The organism is Streptomyces sp. NPDC006235, from assembly GCF_040613735.1.
Taxonomy (GTDB): domain Bacteria; phylum Actinomycetota; class Actinomycetes; order Streptomycetales; family Streptomycetaceae; genus Streptomyces.
In genome coordinates, this window is sequence record NZ_JBEXSR010000008.1 from 46,393 (window position 1) to 59,872 (window position 13,480).

Sequence of the window (13,480 nt, forward strand, 5' to 3'; positions counted from 1 at the left end):
CCGAAACGACCACGCCGAGGACATGCCGATGACATTCGAAGACGGCCCCGTCGCGGGCCGAGTGGACGTCCACCACCATTTCACCGCGCCGGCCTGGCTGGACTGGGCGGAAGAACACGGGGTCGTCAACCGTGAGCGGCTGCCCTGGTGGACACGCTGGGACCTGAACGCGGCTCTGGAGGTCATGGACAAGACGGGCATCAGCACCGCCGTCATGACCGTCGCGATGCTCGGACGGTTCCGCGAGCGCGCGGAGCGCCAGGAGAGCGCACGGATCGCCCTGCGTGCGGCGGCCGATGTCGTCGAGGACCATCCCGCGCGCTTCGCCTTCTTCACTCCCGTGTTCCTGGACGACCTGGAACTCTCGCAGTGGAGCATCCGTTACGGACTCGACGAGCTCGGGGCCGTCGGAGTGAGCACGAGAACGAGCATGGACGGTGTCTACCTCGGTGACGCCACCCACGACCGCCTCCTGCAGGAACTGAACGACCGGTCCGCCGTCATCAGCACGCACCCCATGGAAGTGCCGGCCGGCAAGGACGGCAGTCCCGGACTGCCGGGGATGCCGCCCTTCGTGTGCGACTTCCTCATGGACACCACACGCGCGGCCATCAACCTGATCCGCAACGGCACCCTGGACCGCTATCCGAATCTCAGCTTCGTCCTTCCCCATGGAGGAGGCTTCCTGCCGTACATGGCCACTCGGCTCGAACTCTTCGGCGGGCACCTCACCCCCGGGATCGAGCCGGGCAGGGTCCGTGACTACCTGCACCGGTTCTACTTCGACACGGCGGGCCCCATGTCTCCCTCCGCCACGCCCACGCTGCTGGCCACGGTGGACCCCAGCCGGATCCTTTTCGGCACCGACTGGCCGCCCACCCCCGCGCAGGTCGTCGCCGACATCGCGGTACCCGCCCTGGACGCCGATCCCTTCGTCTCGCCGGAGCAGCTCAGGGGCATCAACCGGGAGAACGCCCTGCGTCTGCTGCCGGTACTGGCCCGCTCCTCCTAGCTCCTGGCCTGGCCGCAGGCACGAGAGAAGGCCGCCGCCCTCGCGGGCGGCGGCCTTCTCTCGTCGGCTTCACCGGGTGGCCGGGGCCGTGTCTCTCTCCCAGTGGTAGAAGCACTGCGCCATCGCGTCCTTCGGACCGCGCCAGGTCTGCGGGTCGTACGGACTGACGTACGCCTCGAGCTTGCTGCTGATGTCGCGGAACTCGGGGTGCCCGGCCACGCGCGCGATGGCGGGGCCCGGGTCCTGCTCGGCCTCGATGAAGTGCATGTACACATCGCCGAACTGGAAGAGGGAACGCTGGGTCACCCCGACGAGGCGGGGCAGTTCGCCGCGGTCGGAGGCCGCGAAGACCTCGGCGATGTCCGGAGCCGAATGCGGGGCCATCCGGGCGACGATCAGGGCGTGGTGCATGAGGTCTCCTTACGCGCCGGCGTTCAGGCGGGCGTGACGGGCGAGGTCCGCCGCTCGTCGGCGGCCTGCTCGACGCGGTCGCGGATGAGGGCCATCTGGACGGGCGAGTTGCGGTTGATGATGTCCGTCATCCCGGCGTCGTCGACCGGCGCGTCCGGCCTCATGGCGAAGTCCTGGATCCAGCGCATCCGGGTGCCGTCGGGGGTCTCTTCGTACTCCCACCGGATGTTCATGTACTCGAACGGACCGGGTTCGACCCGGCGTGCCGTGACGGTGAGCTTGTCGCGGTCGGTGGTCCGTTCCGACACCCAGCTCCACACCTTGCCGTTCTCGTCGGGGTGCATGGTCAGGCGGAAGGTCACCGTGTCGCCCTGCCGGGTCAGCACCTCGGCGGCCGCGTACTCGCTGAACAGCTGCGGCCATCTCTCGACGTCGTTGGTCATGTCCCAGACGAGGTCGAGGGGCGCGGCGATGGTGATCTCGTTCTCGGTGTGCCCTGCCATCTCAGGCTCCTGTCATGAGCGTGCTGTTGACGAGGTCGAGGAAGTCGCGGGGGCTCTTGCACTTCTCCGCGTCGGTGGGGAGCGCCCGGGCGTGCCGGTTCTCCAGCTCGCCGACGATGCCGAGGAGGCCGAGCGAGTCCAGCCCGAACTCGGCGAAGGGGGTGTCGATCCGGGCTTCGAGGTCGTGCGGGTCGACGGTGACACCGGCGGCCTTCTTCATCAGTGCGGCCAGCTCTTCGAGGGTCACTTCACTGCTCATGCGCGTTCTCCTTTGTCGTACGGATGCGGTGGGCTTCACCGGGCGGCCGGTCCCGGGTCGCGGCGCAGTACCAGCGCCGCGTTGGAGCCCATGAGTCCACGGCTGAGGACCAGGGCCGTGCTCAGCTCGGCCGGGCGCGCCGTCGACGTCACCAGGTCGATGTCATGGCAGATGTCGAAGACGTTGGGCGTGGGCGGGATCAGCCCTCCTTCCATGGCCATCACCGCGGCCACGACGTCCAGCAGGGGTGCCCCGCAGTAGGACCGCCCGATGCCGGTCTTGGGGGCCGTGACGGGCACGCGGGTGCCGTGCGCGCCGAGGGCGTCGGCGAGGGCGAGGGCCTCGGCGCGGTCCGCCTCCGGGACACCCAGCGCGTCGGCGAAGACCACGTCGATCTCCTCCGGTGCGCAGCCGGCCTCGTCGAGGGCACCGCGGATGGCGTGCGCGAGTCCCTCGCGTGAGCGGTCCCAGCGCGAGGCGCCGGTGAACGTCGCCGCATGGCCCGCCACGGTGGCGCGGACGTCCGCGTCACGCCGGCGTGCGCGGTCCAGGTCCTCGACGACCAGCACGGCACCGCCCTCGGCCGGGACGAAGCCGCAGGCCGCGGAGGTGAAGGGCCGGTAGGCCCGTGCCGGGTCCTCGACCGTGCTGAGCTCCGGGTACCCGAGCTGGCAGACCATCGAGTACGGAGCGAGCGGCGCTTCGGCCGCCCCGGCCACGACCACGTCGGTCCCCCGCCCCACGGTCCGGGCGGCGTGCGCGACGGCGTCCAGGCCGCCGGCCTCGTCGCTCGCCACGACACCGCAGGGACCCTTGAAACCGCTGCGGATCGATATCTGGCCCGTGCTGGCCGCGTAGAACCAGGCGATGGACTGGTAGGGACCGACGAACCGGGACCCCTGCCCCCACAGCTTCTGCAGCTCCCGCTGGCCGAATTCACCGCCACCGGATCCGGCGGCGGTGACCACACCGACGGAGTACGGGGAGTCGGTGGCCGCATCGCTCAGTCCCGCGTCCTTCAGGGCCGCACCGGCGGCGGCCATCGCGAAGTGGCTGAACCGGTCGGTCTGGACGAGGAAGGTCTCCTCGATGAGTGCCGAGGCGTCGAAGCCCCGGACCTCGCCGGCGACGCGGAGCGGAAGGTGCCCGCACCCCTCCCGGGTGATCCGGTCGAGTACGGACAGGCCCTCCTTGACGGACTTCCAGTAGGTCTCCGTGTGCAGCCCGTTGGGGGCGACCACACCGATCCCCGTGATGGCGGTGCGGCGGTTCGGCTGAGCACTCATCGCTTCCTCCCGGCCGGCCCCGTCAGGAGCACCGCGGACTGGAACCCGCCGAAGCCGCTGCCCACGGACAGCACGTTGGCGAGCTTGCGCGGGCGTGCGGTGCGCGGTACGTAGTCCAGGTCGCACTCGGGGTCCGGGGTCTCGTAGTTCGCCGTCGGCGGGACCACCTGGTGGGCCAGGGCCAGCACGCAGGCGACGACCTCGATCGCGCCGATCGCACCGAGCGAGTGGCCCACCATGGACTTGATCGAACTCATGGGCGTGTCGTAGGCGTGGGCGCCCAGGGACCGCTTGACCGCGGCGGTCTCGTGACGGTCGTTCTGGCGGGTGCCCGAGCCGTGCGCGTTGACGTAGTCGATGAATGAGGGATCCAGACGGGCCTGTCCGAGCGCGGTGTCGATGGCCCTGGCCATCTCCAGGCCCTCGCTGGTCAGCCCGGTCATGTGGTACGCGTTGCCGAAGGTGGCGTAGCCGCCGATCTCGCAGTAGACGTGCGCGCCGCGGGCACGGGCGTGTTCGAGCTCCTCCAGGACGAGCACGGCGGAGCCCTCTCCCATGACGAATCCGTCGCGGTGGGCGTCGAAGGGCCGGGAGGCGTGCGCGGGGTCGTCGTTGTTCGGCGATGTGGCCCTGATGGCGTCGAAGCAGGCCATGGTGATCGGGGAGATCGGGGAGTCGGACGCTCCGGCGATGCAGATGTCGGCGCGGCCGTCCTCGATCGTATGGAAGCCGTAGCCCACCGCGTCGAGTCCGGAGGTGCAGCCGGTCGACACGGTCTGCACCGGCCCCTGGGCGCCGAAGTACTCGGCGACGTCGGACGCCAGGGTGCTGGGCGAGAACGCCCGGTGCAGGTGCGGGCCGGCGGCGCGGTGGTCGACGTCCCAGCGTTGCCCTCGCTCGCTGACCAGGACGTAGTCGTGCTCCAGGCGGGTCGTGCCGCCCACGGCGCTGCCGAGCGAGACGGCCACGCGCCAGGGGTTCCCGGCGCCGAAGTCGATGCCGCAGTCGGCCACCGCCTCCGCGGCGGCGACGAGGGCGAACTGTATGTACCGGTCGGCGCGTTCGACCAGGTCGGGATCGAGCCCGTGCGCGAGCGGGTCGAAGTCGCACTCGGCCGCGATGCGCGACCGCAGCCCCTCCGGGTCGAACAGGGTGATGCCGCGCGTCGCGGTACGGCCGCTGGAGAGGAGGTCCCAGAAGGCCGGCACCCCGATACCGCCCGGGGCGACGACGCCGATGCCGGTGACCGCCACCCGCCGGGTCATGAGGGCACTCCGCGTCGCTCCGGGTGCGCTCCGTCCCCCTGCACGGCCGGGTACGTCTCGCCGCTCGCGTTCCCCTCCAGGGCTTCGGTGTCGACGTGGCCCATGCTCGGCTTCGGGGCCAGCGGACCGAGGTGGAAGACCATCCGGGCTTCGGCGTCACCGACGTTGCGGAAACGGTGCCGCATGCCGATGGGGATCATGAGGCCCTGATCGGCGCGGATCGGGTGGGTCACGTCGTCCAGGTCGACTTCCAGTTCGCCCTGGACGACGTAGACGAACTCCTCCGAGTACGGGTGGTAGTGCTCGCTGATGCGTTCACCTGGCTGCATGATGGCCAGGCCCATGAACCCGCTCGTGGAACCCACCGTGAGGGGCGTGAGCAGGGTGCGCAGGTCGCCGCCACGCTTGCGGTTGGGCTCGGTCTCGCTGAGGTCCACGATGCGCGGGCGCGTCTTGTCCATGGTCCGTCTCCAGGTGGCTCTGTGGGGGTGTTGTCCAGGGGCGGGTGTCGTTCACGGACTGTCAGGTCTGGGCAGCCCTGCGATCGGTGATCAGCGTCATGTCGGAGTGCGCCAGGAGGCGTGTGGCGTCCCGCTCGTCGGAGAGCGGCCCTTCGACACCGAGTGCGGCACCGTCCAGCAGGCGGGCCAGCACGGCTGCCTTCCTCGGGCCGTGCATGCCGAGCGCCCTGACCGGATCGGTCTCGGGATCCCGCGTGTCGATGAGACGGACGACCAGGTCGTCCCTGTGGAAGACGGTGCTGCGGTGCACGGGGCCGGCGGGGTCGGCCGCGGCGGTCTCGTCCTGCTGGGCGAGCAGCCGCGCCAGTACCATCCCGCAGCCCTCACGGGCCGGGTAGTACAGGGCGTGGCGCCTCAGACCGGCCGGCTCCGGTCCGCCGCGCGCCACATGGTGGACGGCCGGCATGGCCGCGCGGATGAAGAAGGCCCGCGCCGAGGCTGGGTCGGTCAGATCCCTGCTCTGTTCCAGGTGCGGATTGAGGGCTTCCTCGACGGCCCGCACCTCCGGCTGACGCGAGACGTGGCGCAGCGCCGTCTGCAGATCGCCCTCCACCTCGACGGTGCGTACGACTCGGTTGCCGTGCATGAACAGCGTCGTGCGGCGCAGTCGTGTGGAGTCGTCGGCGCGGGCCTGGGGCGGCGCGTATCCGGCGAGGATGTCCGCGACCTTCGACTCGGAGCCGGGCTTGACGGTGAACGTCAGCGCATGGCGCGTCACTCCGTCACCCATCCGCACCGGCGCCTGGACCCCGTCAGCGGTCCCAGCGGCGGGCCGGTGCGCACGCCCGGTCTCACGGACGATGCTGTAACGCATCGACCGGATGTCCCGGACGCAGTCCTGCATGGGCCTGACGGTCTCCAGGTGCTCTTCGCTGTTCACCCAGGCGAGATACGGCGGCGCGGTCGCCCATTCACTGGTGATGAGCCACTGGGACGGGTTCTCCACGGACTGGCACAGTTGGTCACCGAGGTGACCGGGAACCGACGCGACCCGGCTGCGCATGTGCTCGTACGCGTCGAGGAACCGCTGCTGGGCGCCTTCGTGGAGATCGACGAGCAGGATGACGCGCAGCCTGGAGCCGTCGAACGCCGACTGGGACGTATACGTCGAAGTGTTCACCGGCAGGCCCTTCCTTCGCTGGGCAGACGGCGGCCGCCGTGTCCGGCAGCGGGACGGCGGTCGGCCCTGAGCCCTCATCGTGGGTCGATGCCTCGGACTCCGCGAGCCGCACGAGTCATCAGAGGGAACCGCCCGGCGCACAGCAAAGCCCCGGCTCGTCACGAGCCGGGGCTGTGGTCCCTGTGGCCTACTCCGCGAGATGCCGCTCCACCGTCTCCACCTTCGACGTCAGCCCGTCGGTCACACCGGGGCGGATGTCCGCCTTGAGGACGAGGGACACCCGAGGCGCCCTCCGTTCCACCGCGGCGACCGCACGCCGGACGACGTCCATGACCTCGTCCCACTCTCCCAAACGTGCATAGGCTTGAGTACATGGACGTCGTGCACGCTGATCAGCGTCCGTTCCAGCCTTCAGGCGCGTCTACCAGCTCAGCGCCCCAGGCCACGCGGCACAAGTACAGCCAGTGCTGGGCACCTGCTGGCACCGGCCACTCGATCGGCGCACCAGACAGGGCACAGAAGTCGGCCATGTGGCTGTCGTAGACGCCCCAGCGACCATCGGGTTTCGCCCGCACGGTGTAGCGCTGGCGTAATGCTGTCTTCAATCTCGCTGTTCCTCTCGCACGAAGCCCCGCCCAACCGTCGGGGGAGGCGGTCAGACGGGGCAGTCTTGTAGCTCAGGCCGGCTGTGCGCTGGGGGCGTCACGGAACTCGCGCCGCAACCGCTGGCCCTCCTCACAGCCTCCTGTTCGCAGATCTGAAGCACTCGCGCATGGTGCACAGCGCTCGCCGTCCAGGGGCACTACGTGATTCAGCAGGTTGCCCCACGCTGCCCAGAAAGCATCGCCCAGGGCACTCATTCCTGGCCCCGTTCGAGCGATTCGTAAAGGGTCACCTGGGCATTGACTTTCTTGTGCAGCTCAACCCAGGTCGGGGCGTCGACCATCTGAGCCAGGTACTCAGCTTTAGGCCCGTACTGCTCTTTCAGCCCGAACACATTCCAGGGCGCTGTTGCGTACCAACGCCCCGGATTCTGGCTGTCCGGCTCCGAGCAAAACGATGCCCAGCCTTTCGGCAGAGGAGTGCGAGCCGTGATCTTCGCTGCTGGCCTCTGCCCGGTACGGCTGGGCTTAGGTGCAGCGACATTCTCAGCGCGTAAGCGCTGTCCGCTGGCGGTCATGTGTAGTTGTCCTAACTCCGCGCTAGGTCCGGCCCGTTACCGGACCAATAAGCACAGGGTAGCCACGCCACCTACGCTTTGTCAGTACTCTCGTCAACTACGTACACCGTGTGTCCCACGCGCACCGATTCAGCGCCCTCGGCCAGTGCTGACGCTCCGTCAACCGCTGCGGTGAGGTTGTCATCGTTGCCGATCATGCCCCAATAACCTGTGTCGTTGGTCAGTTCGGCGATCAGCTCGGCCCGCTTGCCTGTTATCTGCCTGGGTTCCATACGGCGCAGCATAGTCAGTCTGACGCGCTGTCAGGCGATGGCTTTCGGCCTGGGCGCAGGGTCACCAGCGTGCAGCACAGCGCCTCTGAGGACTTCGTCTGGCCACGCGTCGGCCGGGTACCAAGTGACCAGCGGCTCACCCTCAGGGAGGAACCGGTACACCTCGCTCCACCACCGAAGATCGTAGGTCCCCAGCCAGCGCGCTGTGATCAAGCACTGTGCCGTCAGGCGGAAGCGTCGGACGGACAGCCGCTGGACGATCGGGCTGGCTACCGCTGCGTATGCGAGGAATACCCTCTTCAGCTCAGCCGGCGTGTAGACGTACTCCTCGGAGCACCCCGGTATGTCAAGGGTGGCCCATGACCAGTGCTCGCCCGCGAACGTTGGCACCTGAACGCATATCTGCGCTGTCGGCACTTCTAGCTGCACCCTAACCACTGCCGTACTCCAGAACGTTCGACCTGTGGGGGGTGGCCTTGGTCCCGTGCGTCACTCCCGTACCCGCGCATATATGCATGCAACCCCTTTCTGCGTTACGGATATGAACAGTTTCGCTACGTAGCGTAGCAGAATTGGCCCATACTTAGTTAGACTAAGCAATGTAAACGCACAAAAATGCCCCAGCGCAACCCACCTACGAAAGTCGTAAGTGCATCACGCTGGGGCTTCGTTCAGCTACCTGCGCGCTGAGCCAAACTCGCGAAGCTTGACCTCTTTCGCGCCTCAGGGTCCATCTCGTCGAACACCTCGGCGATACCGCTGCGGACCTTGAATGCGTCGGTGTGGCGTACACGCAGCGTCTTACGGATACCGCCCGGTGTCACGTAGTCCAGTTCCAGCATGGCCACCTCTTCGCTGGTGTCGAGACGGACGCCGACGACCTCACTCGCTTCCTCCGTGTGACGGATCACGGCTAAGCCACCTCTTCCAGCATGGTGTGCGAGGCAGGCAAGTCCATGGGGAACCCCTCAGGGCCAACCAGGACGATGCGCGCCTGCCCGTCCAACACGTAGTACTCAGCGACCTCTACGTCCCTGAACGGAACCCTCATGAACACAAGCTGCACCATCTGTGCTCCTCTGCGTAGCTGCCCTTGCGAGAACGAAGGTAGCGTGAAACGCCGAAGCAGCGCAAGCCACCTACAGAAATTCGTAAGTGACCTGCGCTGGCTTCGCGGCCTAGCTATACCTCAGCGTCCACCGTGCAGTGGGACATACCACCCGAGCGATGCGGGCAGCTCGTATGAGAGTCCAGCAGAAGGGGCAAGGCGCACGCGTGGTGTAGAGAGTTGCTCCCTGCCGGTCTCGTTCAGCGCTGTGGCGAATGGCGTTGCGCTCCGCGTGGTCCGCTGTGCAGTTGCCATAGTCGCTGTTCGGCGCTGACGCCGCAGGGCATGGCCAGGGCTCGCCACAGGCACAAACGGGGTACCAGCCAACCATCTGCCCGTCATGCCAGTGCCGGCCCCTGGGACACGCGGCAGCCGACGCACAGCCCGGTACACCGCTGGGCGCTCCGTTGTAGCCAGTTCCGCGCACCTCGCGCTGAGCATTGACCAGGATGGCGCCAACGGCGCTACGAGTGCAGTCTGCGCGGGTGGCCACCCAGTGAGCGCCAGCGAGAAAGTACGTGTCCCAATCCGGGCGCTTCGCATCAGTCATCGGCTCCACCCCAGGGCTTCAGCGCCCAGAGCAGTGCACCCAGGACGACCAGCAGCGCCAGCGTGCCGGCGAACGGCTGATTCACTTCGGCGACTCCTCCGCGTATCGGTCGCACACCACAGTCGTAACCGTCTGCAAGGTAGTGCTCTTGGTCGCTGCGTTGTAGACAGGGACGACGTTGGTCACTACGTGGCTGTCGACGCACTCAGGGCCGGTGTCGCAGGCAGTCAGCCCGCCCACGCCCAGCGCCACACTCGCCAGGGCAACGGCCGCGCGCTTCGCTGCACTCACTTGGTCTTCCCTTCGCTCAGCGCCCAGACAAGCGCCACCCAGTAGACGAACACGGCGATCAACAGCGCCTCGCGCATCAGTTGGCCCCCTCGTCCATCAGGAATCGCATGTAGCGGGCGATCGCTGCCTCGCGGTCCGGGAACTCAGTGCCCTCCGCCTCAAGCTTGCTGACGATCTCTTCAGCGCGAATGCGCGCCTCTTCCTCAGTCATTCCGCCCCACATTCAATGATCAATCGGTCTACCAAGTTGCGCACCATCTGATCGGCGACAGCTTCAGGGAGCTGCGTCAGCACTCCAGCGAACCCGCTTTCCCAGACAGCTTCATCAAACCGCTTGCGCAGGTAGTCAGCGCTGCATGCGGGATCAATCGGCATCCGGCACCTGCCCCGGCTCGAACGGCCCGTAGTAGTCGCGCTCACGTCCGCTGTCACCCCAGGCGCGCGCTTCCTCTTCGGTGTGCACGACACCCTTGATGTCCATATCGCTGTACCAACCGTCAGTCAGCACGTACATGTGCTCACTCCCCCGGCTCATCGCTGATGTCCTGGAAGCTGTTCGGCGCAACCTCGCGGAGCAACCTGAGTACCTCAGCGGCGAAGCCCTGGATTTCGGCGTCAGCGTGCTTGCTGTGCCGCTTCCCGAGGACGTCTCGCCAGGCGCGCAGGTTGCCGGTCACGACCATGTCCACGGGCGCCGCATTAGGCAGGACGCTTCGCGCAGCTTCACGTGCCTGCTTGCGACTCAAGCCGCTACACATCAGTTCATCAGTGATGCGATCGTAGGCGCCTAGGGCTTTCTGATAGGCCAACTGGACGCGCTTCTCATTGTCGGTGCCGACCAGCGCAGGAGGAATCACAGGCTCAGTCGTGGCGTAGTCCACATACCGCTGTGACACCACGCTGAACGACAAGTGTCGGTGTCTGGTCAGTTCGGCGAGCAACGCTCGGCTCACGTCGCGCACCAGAAACGTCACACTGCTGTGCTCCAGCACGCTGAAATGACCGTGGTCCAGGATGTTGGCCAGGTAGCCCGCGTTGGACGCTGTCGCTGCGCGCTTGCGCTCAAAGCTCTTGTAGCAGATACGGCCCGCAGCCTCAGCCAGCGCATCGGCTTCAGTGGTGTTCTGGCCAGCGGGCAACATGTCGTAGCCGTACGCCTGCCACATCGCCAGGTCACCAACCGACGTCGACGCCAGAATATCAATCTGCATGGGCGCTAGCCCCTCTCTCTCCTCAGGTACGAAAGTCGTAGGTGCTACAGCGGGCCGGCCGCCAGGAAGTGCGCCAGATCGAGTATGTCGCTGGGTTCCGCATCTAGACCGGTCTCAGTGATCAGCTTGGCTGCCACCTTGTAGCAGTCGCGCCGGTCGGCAATCGCGCCGGAAACGGTCGGATAGGCGATCGTCGGATCAATCTCAGCCATGCTCAGATCCTCGGCAGGGCGGTAGCCACGCGCAGGCCGATGAACAGCTCGCGCGACTTCTCGCGCCCCAGCGTCACGGTGCTGATGGTGTCGCCGGCCGGGTCGATCGTCTCGAACTCAGTGGACCCGCCCTCCGCCTTGCGGGTGATGACCGTGTGCCCGTTGCGCAGCTTGTATTCCATGCCGTTACCTTTCGTCGTTATGCAGGGTTGTTAGCGAGTCGGTTACCTGCCTGCGGCGCTCAGAACGTCGCGGCCCATTCGGCGAGGCTCTTGGCACCCTTGCTGAGGTTGCAGGGGGCGCAGGCCGGTAGAAGGTTGTGCGCTGCGTCTGCTCCGCCACGAGACAGCGCTACGACGTGGTCAAGGTGTTCAGCGGGGGCGTCGCAGTAGGCGCAAGTTCCGCCGTAGGCGGCGAATATCTCAGCGCGACTGTACGGCTCATGCTGCCCACCCCTGGCTAGCGCACGTCTACGGGACCCGTACTTACGCCATTCGTCGGCGTTAACTGCGTAGTAATCACGCTGCTTCGCTCGCAGGCGCCCAGAGTTTGCCTTGTAATAGTCTGCCGCGTACGTCTGGCGTTGTTCCTTGTTGTCAGCCCTATAGCGCTGGTGATAGTCACGCGCGCCGCCAGTGTTCGCCGCGTACCGGTCCCTGAGCGCTGCGGCCCGGCATGGCTTGCACCTTGCCTGACCTTTACTGAAAGCGTCCAGTGGCTTGGCCTCGCTGCATTTTGTGCACGTCTTCATCGCTGGGCCTTTCGCCACTGAGTCAGAAAGTCATGGGGCTGCGCGGGGCGCCGGTAGGAACGAATGCGCTCAGGATTGTTCCGGCGCCACTCACGCTGATATGCCTTCCGGCGCTGTGCTTCCGCGCGTCCACGCTCTGGGTTGGCTGCGCGCCAGGCATTGCGCTGGGCGTTACGGCAGTCGTTGCAGCGCGAACGCAGGCCATCTTTGGTGCGCGGTTCGCTGGCAAAGGAGGTGCGAGGCTTGCCGACCCCGCACCCCTTGCAGATCTTCGGCGTAGCCTTCACTTACGGCCAGCCTGCTTACGGTTGGCGGATGCCGCCTCAGCCCATGCGAGCGCCTCAGCCTCAGTGGTGCAGCGCAGGGCGATGAAGTACTTGGCGAACGCCAGCTTGCCCGCTGAACGCTGCTTCTTTACCGTGCCAGGCGTGGTGTTCAGCTTCGCTGCCAGGCCATCGACGTCGCAGCCATCGCCCCAGCCGAACTCCTCGGCCCCATTGATGCCGAAGCTGTGCGCCAGAACAAGGCCCTGCTGCTTGCCCATCTGACTCAGCGCCGCACGCACCATGCCCACCTTGGCAGCGCGCTCATCCTGGCGCTCGTCGGCGACGTCGCGCAGCTCTTCGATCAGGTCACCCTCTTCGGCCGTGCTGACAGCGCTCCGCAGAATGGCCATGGCGTCCAGGACGGCCCTCCGGGCAAACGCCTCACGCGGAACGGTCACGCTGTCTTCCAGAGCCTCAACCAGCGCGGGGAGGTTGGCAGCGAACATGCCCGGGGTCGTGCGCTGAACCGTGACCCCTGCGTAGCGCTCCAGCACGCTCAGGGCCTCAAGCGCAGCACCGTGACCGACCTTGGGACGTACTTCGCGCGGCTGATCAACAATCCCAGGCAGCGTGTCAGCCAGGGTGCCGCTGTCGTCACTTCCAGTGGGGCGGTCGACCGACGTAGTCCCCTGCCAGGCAAGGCGCGCTGCGTAGGCCCTGTCGGCGCTCAGGCGGAGTCCCTTGGGCGGAACCGTCTGCGCAAGCTTCTCAGCGCGGTGCGGGTCGCCCTCAGCCTCGCCGCCGAGCACGCTCATGAACACCTTCACCGCATCCTTGTCAGCGCCCAGGTACCGGGTGGCCCGGACCTTGTCCGTCAGCGCGTCGCCCATGGACTTGTAGAGGAACGCAATCGCCCGGTCCACGCTGATTCCCTCATCGATGCGGGGCAGGGCCCTGAAGAGCGCTTCACGAGCGTCCTGGGCGAGATCTTCACGGTGGTTGCTTCCCTCAGGGAGTCGGCGCGCTGCCTGAGCAGCCAGGCCGGCTATGCGGGTTTCCATCGTGTCGAGGACGGCGGCTATACCGGCCAGGTCGTTGGCCTGCGCAGCCTGAATCTGGGCAAGGGTGAGCGACATGGATTGACTCCGATCAGGTGGGTTCGCTGGGGTGTTAGCGAGTCGGTTACCTGAGCGGAGTCCGGCCGGAAGTGTGCAGGTCAGCGCGTTGGCGCGGCACAGATCAACAGACTGGCCCCCGCATCA

At 67.0% G+C, this 13,480-nt stretch carries 21 protein-coding genes and 1 pseudogene; 1 reads left to right on the top strand and 21 read right to left on the bottom strand.

The window, feature by feature from the left end; genetic code table 11:
• The first annotated feature begins 28 nt into the window (after positions 1-28).
• On the top strand, positions 29-1,012 hold the full coding sequence (locus ABZ192_RS12475) for an amidohydrolase family protein (RefSeq protein ID WP_356924469.1): 984 nt from the start codon (positions 29-31) through the stop codon (positions 1,010-1,012).
• Between the two features lie 69 nt (positions 1,013-1,081).
• On the opposite strand, the gene ABZ192_RS12480 is transcribed toward ABZ192_RS12475, so the two are convergent.
• From ABZ192_RS12480 to ABZ192_RS12580, 21 genes and pseudogenes are all read right to left on the bottom strand, one after another.
• Positions 1,082-1,423, bottom strand: coding sequence for a TcmI family type II polyketide cyclase (locus ABZ192_RS12480; protein ID WP_356924470.1), 342 nt, complete (start codon positions 1,421-1,423; stop codon positions 1,082-1,084).
• 23 nt (positions 1,424-1,446) lie between these two features.
• Positions 1,447-1,926 carry an SRPBCC family protein gene (locus tag ABZ192_RS12485; protein WP_356924471.1) on the bottom strand — a complete coding sequence of 160 codons (480 nt, stop codon included), beginning with the start codon at positions 1,924-1,926 and terminating at the stop codon, positions 1,447-1,449.
• Position 1,927: 1 nt separating this feature from the next.
• Entirely contained in the window at positions 1,928-2,185 is a 258-nt protein-coding gene (locus ABZ192_RS12490; protein ID WP_356924472.1) for an acyl carrier protein, read from the bottom strand.
• Between the two features lie 35 nt (positions 2,186-2,220).
• On the bottom strand, positions 2,221-3,471 hold the full coding sequence (locus ABZ192_RS12495) for a ketosynthase chain-length factor (RefSeq protein ID WP_356924473.1): 1,251 nt from the start codon (positions 3,469-3,471) through the stop codon (positions 2,221-2,223).
• A complete protein-coding gene (locus ABZ192_RS12500) occupies positions 3,468-4,736 on the bottom strand; it encodes a beta-ketoacyl-[acyl-carrier-protein] synthase family protein (RefSeq protein ID WP_356924474.1) in 1,269 nt (422 codons plus the stop codon). The genes ABZ192_RS12495 and ABZ192_RS12500 overlap by 4 nt, the downstream gene beginning before the upstream one ends.
• Complete coding sequence (locus ABZ192_RS12505) at positions 4,733-5,197, bottom strand: cupin domain-containing protein (RefSeq protein ID WP_356924475.1); 465 nt, start codon at positions 5,195-5,197, stop codon at positions 4,733-4,735. Before ABZ192_RS12505 ends, ABZ192_RS12500 begins: the two co-directional genes overlap by 4 nt.
• Positions 5,198-5,258: 61 nt before the next feature.
• The gene (locus ABZ192_RS12510) at positions 5,259-6,377 is read right to left on the bottom strand and encodes a SchA/CurD-like domain-containing protein (RefSeq protein ID WP_356924476.1); all 1,119 of its coding nucleotides are present in this window, start codon (positions 6,375-6,377) and stop codon (positions 5,259-5,261) included.
• A gap of 187 nt (positions 6,378-6,564) precedes the next feature.
• Positions 6,565-6,726 (bottom strand): annotated as a pseudogene (locus ABZ192_RS12515) (thiamine-binding protein); the annotation flags it as partial.
• A 507-nt stretch (positions 6,727-7,233) separates the two neighbouring features.
• Complete coding sequence (locus ABZ192_RS12520) at positions 7,234-7,557, bottom strand: hypothetical protein (protein ID WP_356924477.1); 324 nt, start codon at positions 7,555-7,557, stop codon at positions 7,234-7,236.
• Positions 7,558-7,628: 71 nt separating this feature from the next.
• On the bottom strand, positions 7,629-7,829 hold the full coding sequence (locus tag ABZ192_RS12525) for a hypothetical protein (protein ID WP_356924478.1): 201 nt from the start codon (positions 7,827-7,829) through the stop codon (positions 7,629-7,631).
• 30 nt (positions 7,830-7,859) lie between these two features.
• Complete coding sequence (locus tag ABZ192_RS12530) at positions 7,860-8,267, bottom strand: hypothetical protein (protein ID WP_356924479.1); 408 nt, start codon at positions 8,265-8,267, stop codon at positions 7,860-7,862.
• A gap of 233 nt (positions 8,268-8,500) precedes the next feature.
• Positions 8,501-8,740 (bottom strand): hypothetical protein, encoded by a 240-nt coding sequence (locus ABZ192_RS12535; RefSeq protein ID WP_356924480.1) that lies wholly within the window; start codon positions 8,738-8,740, stop codon positions 8,501-8,503.
• Between the two features lie 2 nt (positions 8,741-8,742).
• Positions 8,743-8,898 (bottom strand): hypothetical protein, encoded by a 156-nt coding sequence (locus tag ABZ192_RS12540; protein ID WP_356924481.1) that lies wholly within the window; start codon positions 8,896-8,898, stop codon positions 8,743-8,745.
• 109 nt (positions 8,899-9,007) lie between these two features.
• Positions 9,008-9,487: a deaminase gene (locus ABZ192_RS12545; protein ID WP_356924482.1), complete on the bottom strand. Its 480-nt coding sequence runs from the start codon at positions 9,485-9,487 to the stop codon at positions 9,008-9,010.
• Positions 9,488-9,854: 367 nt separating this feature from the next.
• Positions 9,855-9,989 (bottom strand): hypothetical protein, encoded by a 135-nt coding sequence (locus tag ABZ192_RS12550; protein WP_356924483.1) that lies wholly within the window; start codon positions 9,987-9,989, stop codon positions 9,855-9,857.
• A 153-nt stretch (positions 9,990-10,142) separates the two neighbouring features.
• On the bottom strand, positions 10,143-10,292 hold the full coding sequence (locus tag ABZ192_RS12555) for a hypothetical protein (RefSeq protein WP_356924484.1): 150 nt from the start codon (positions 10,290-10,292) through the stop codon (positions 10,143-10,145).
• A 4-nt stretch (positions 10,293-10,296) separates the two neighbouring features.
• Positions 10,297-10,989, bottom strand: a complete 693-nt coding sequence (gene thyX, locus ABZ192_RS12560) for an FAD-dependent thymidylate synthase (RefSeq protein WP_356924485.1) — start codon at positions 10,987-10,989, stop codon at positions 10,297-10,299.
• Positions 10,990-11,033: 44 nt separating this feature from the next.
• Entirely contained in the window at positions 11,034-11,201 is a 168-nt protein-coding gene (locus tag ABZ192_RS12565; RefSeq protein WP_356924486.1) for a hypothetical protein, read from the bottom strand.
• Positions 11,202-11,203: 2 nt separating this feature from the next.
• Entirely contained in the window at positions 11,204-11,383 is a 180-nt protein-coding gene (locus ABZ192_RS12570; RefSeq protein WP_356924487.1) for a hypothetical protein, read from the bottom strand.
• Positions 11,384-11,442: 59 nt separating this feature from the next.
• On the bottom strand, positions 11,443-11,952 hold the full coding sequence (locus ABZ192_RS12575) for an HNH endonuclease (RefSeq protein ID WP_356924488.1): 510 nt from the start codon (positions 11,950-11,952) through the stop codon (positions 11,443-11,445).
• A gap of 283 nt (positions 11,953-12,235) precedes the next feature.
• On the bottom strand, positions 12,236-13,354 hold the full coding sequence (locus ABZ192_RS12580) for a hypothetical protein (protein WP_356924489.1): 1,119 nt from the start codon (positions 13,352-13,354) through the stop codon (positions 12,236-12,238).
• Between the last annotated feature and the right edge of the window lie 126 nt (positions 13,355-13,480).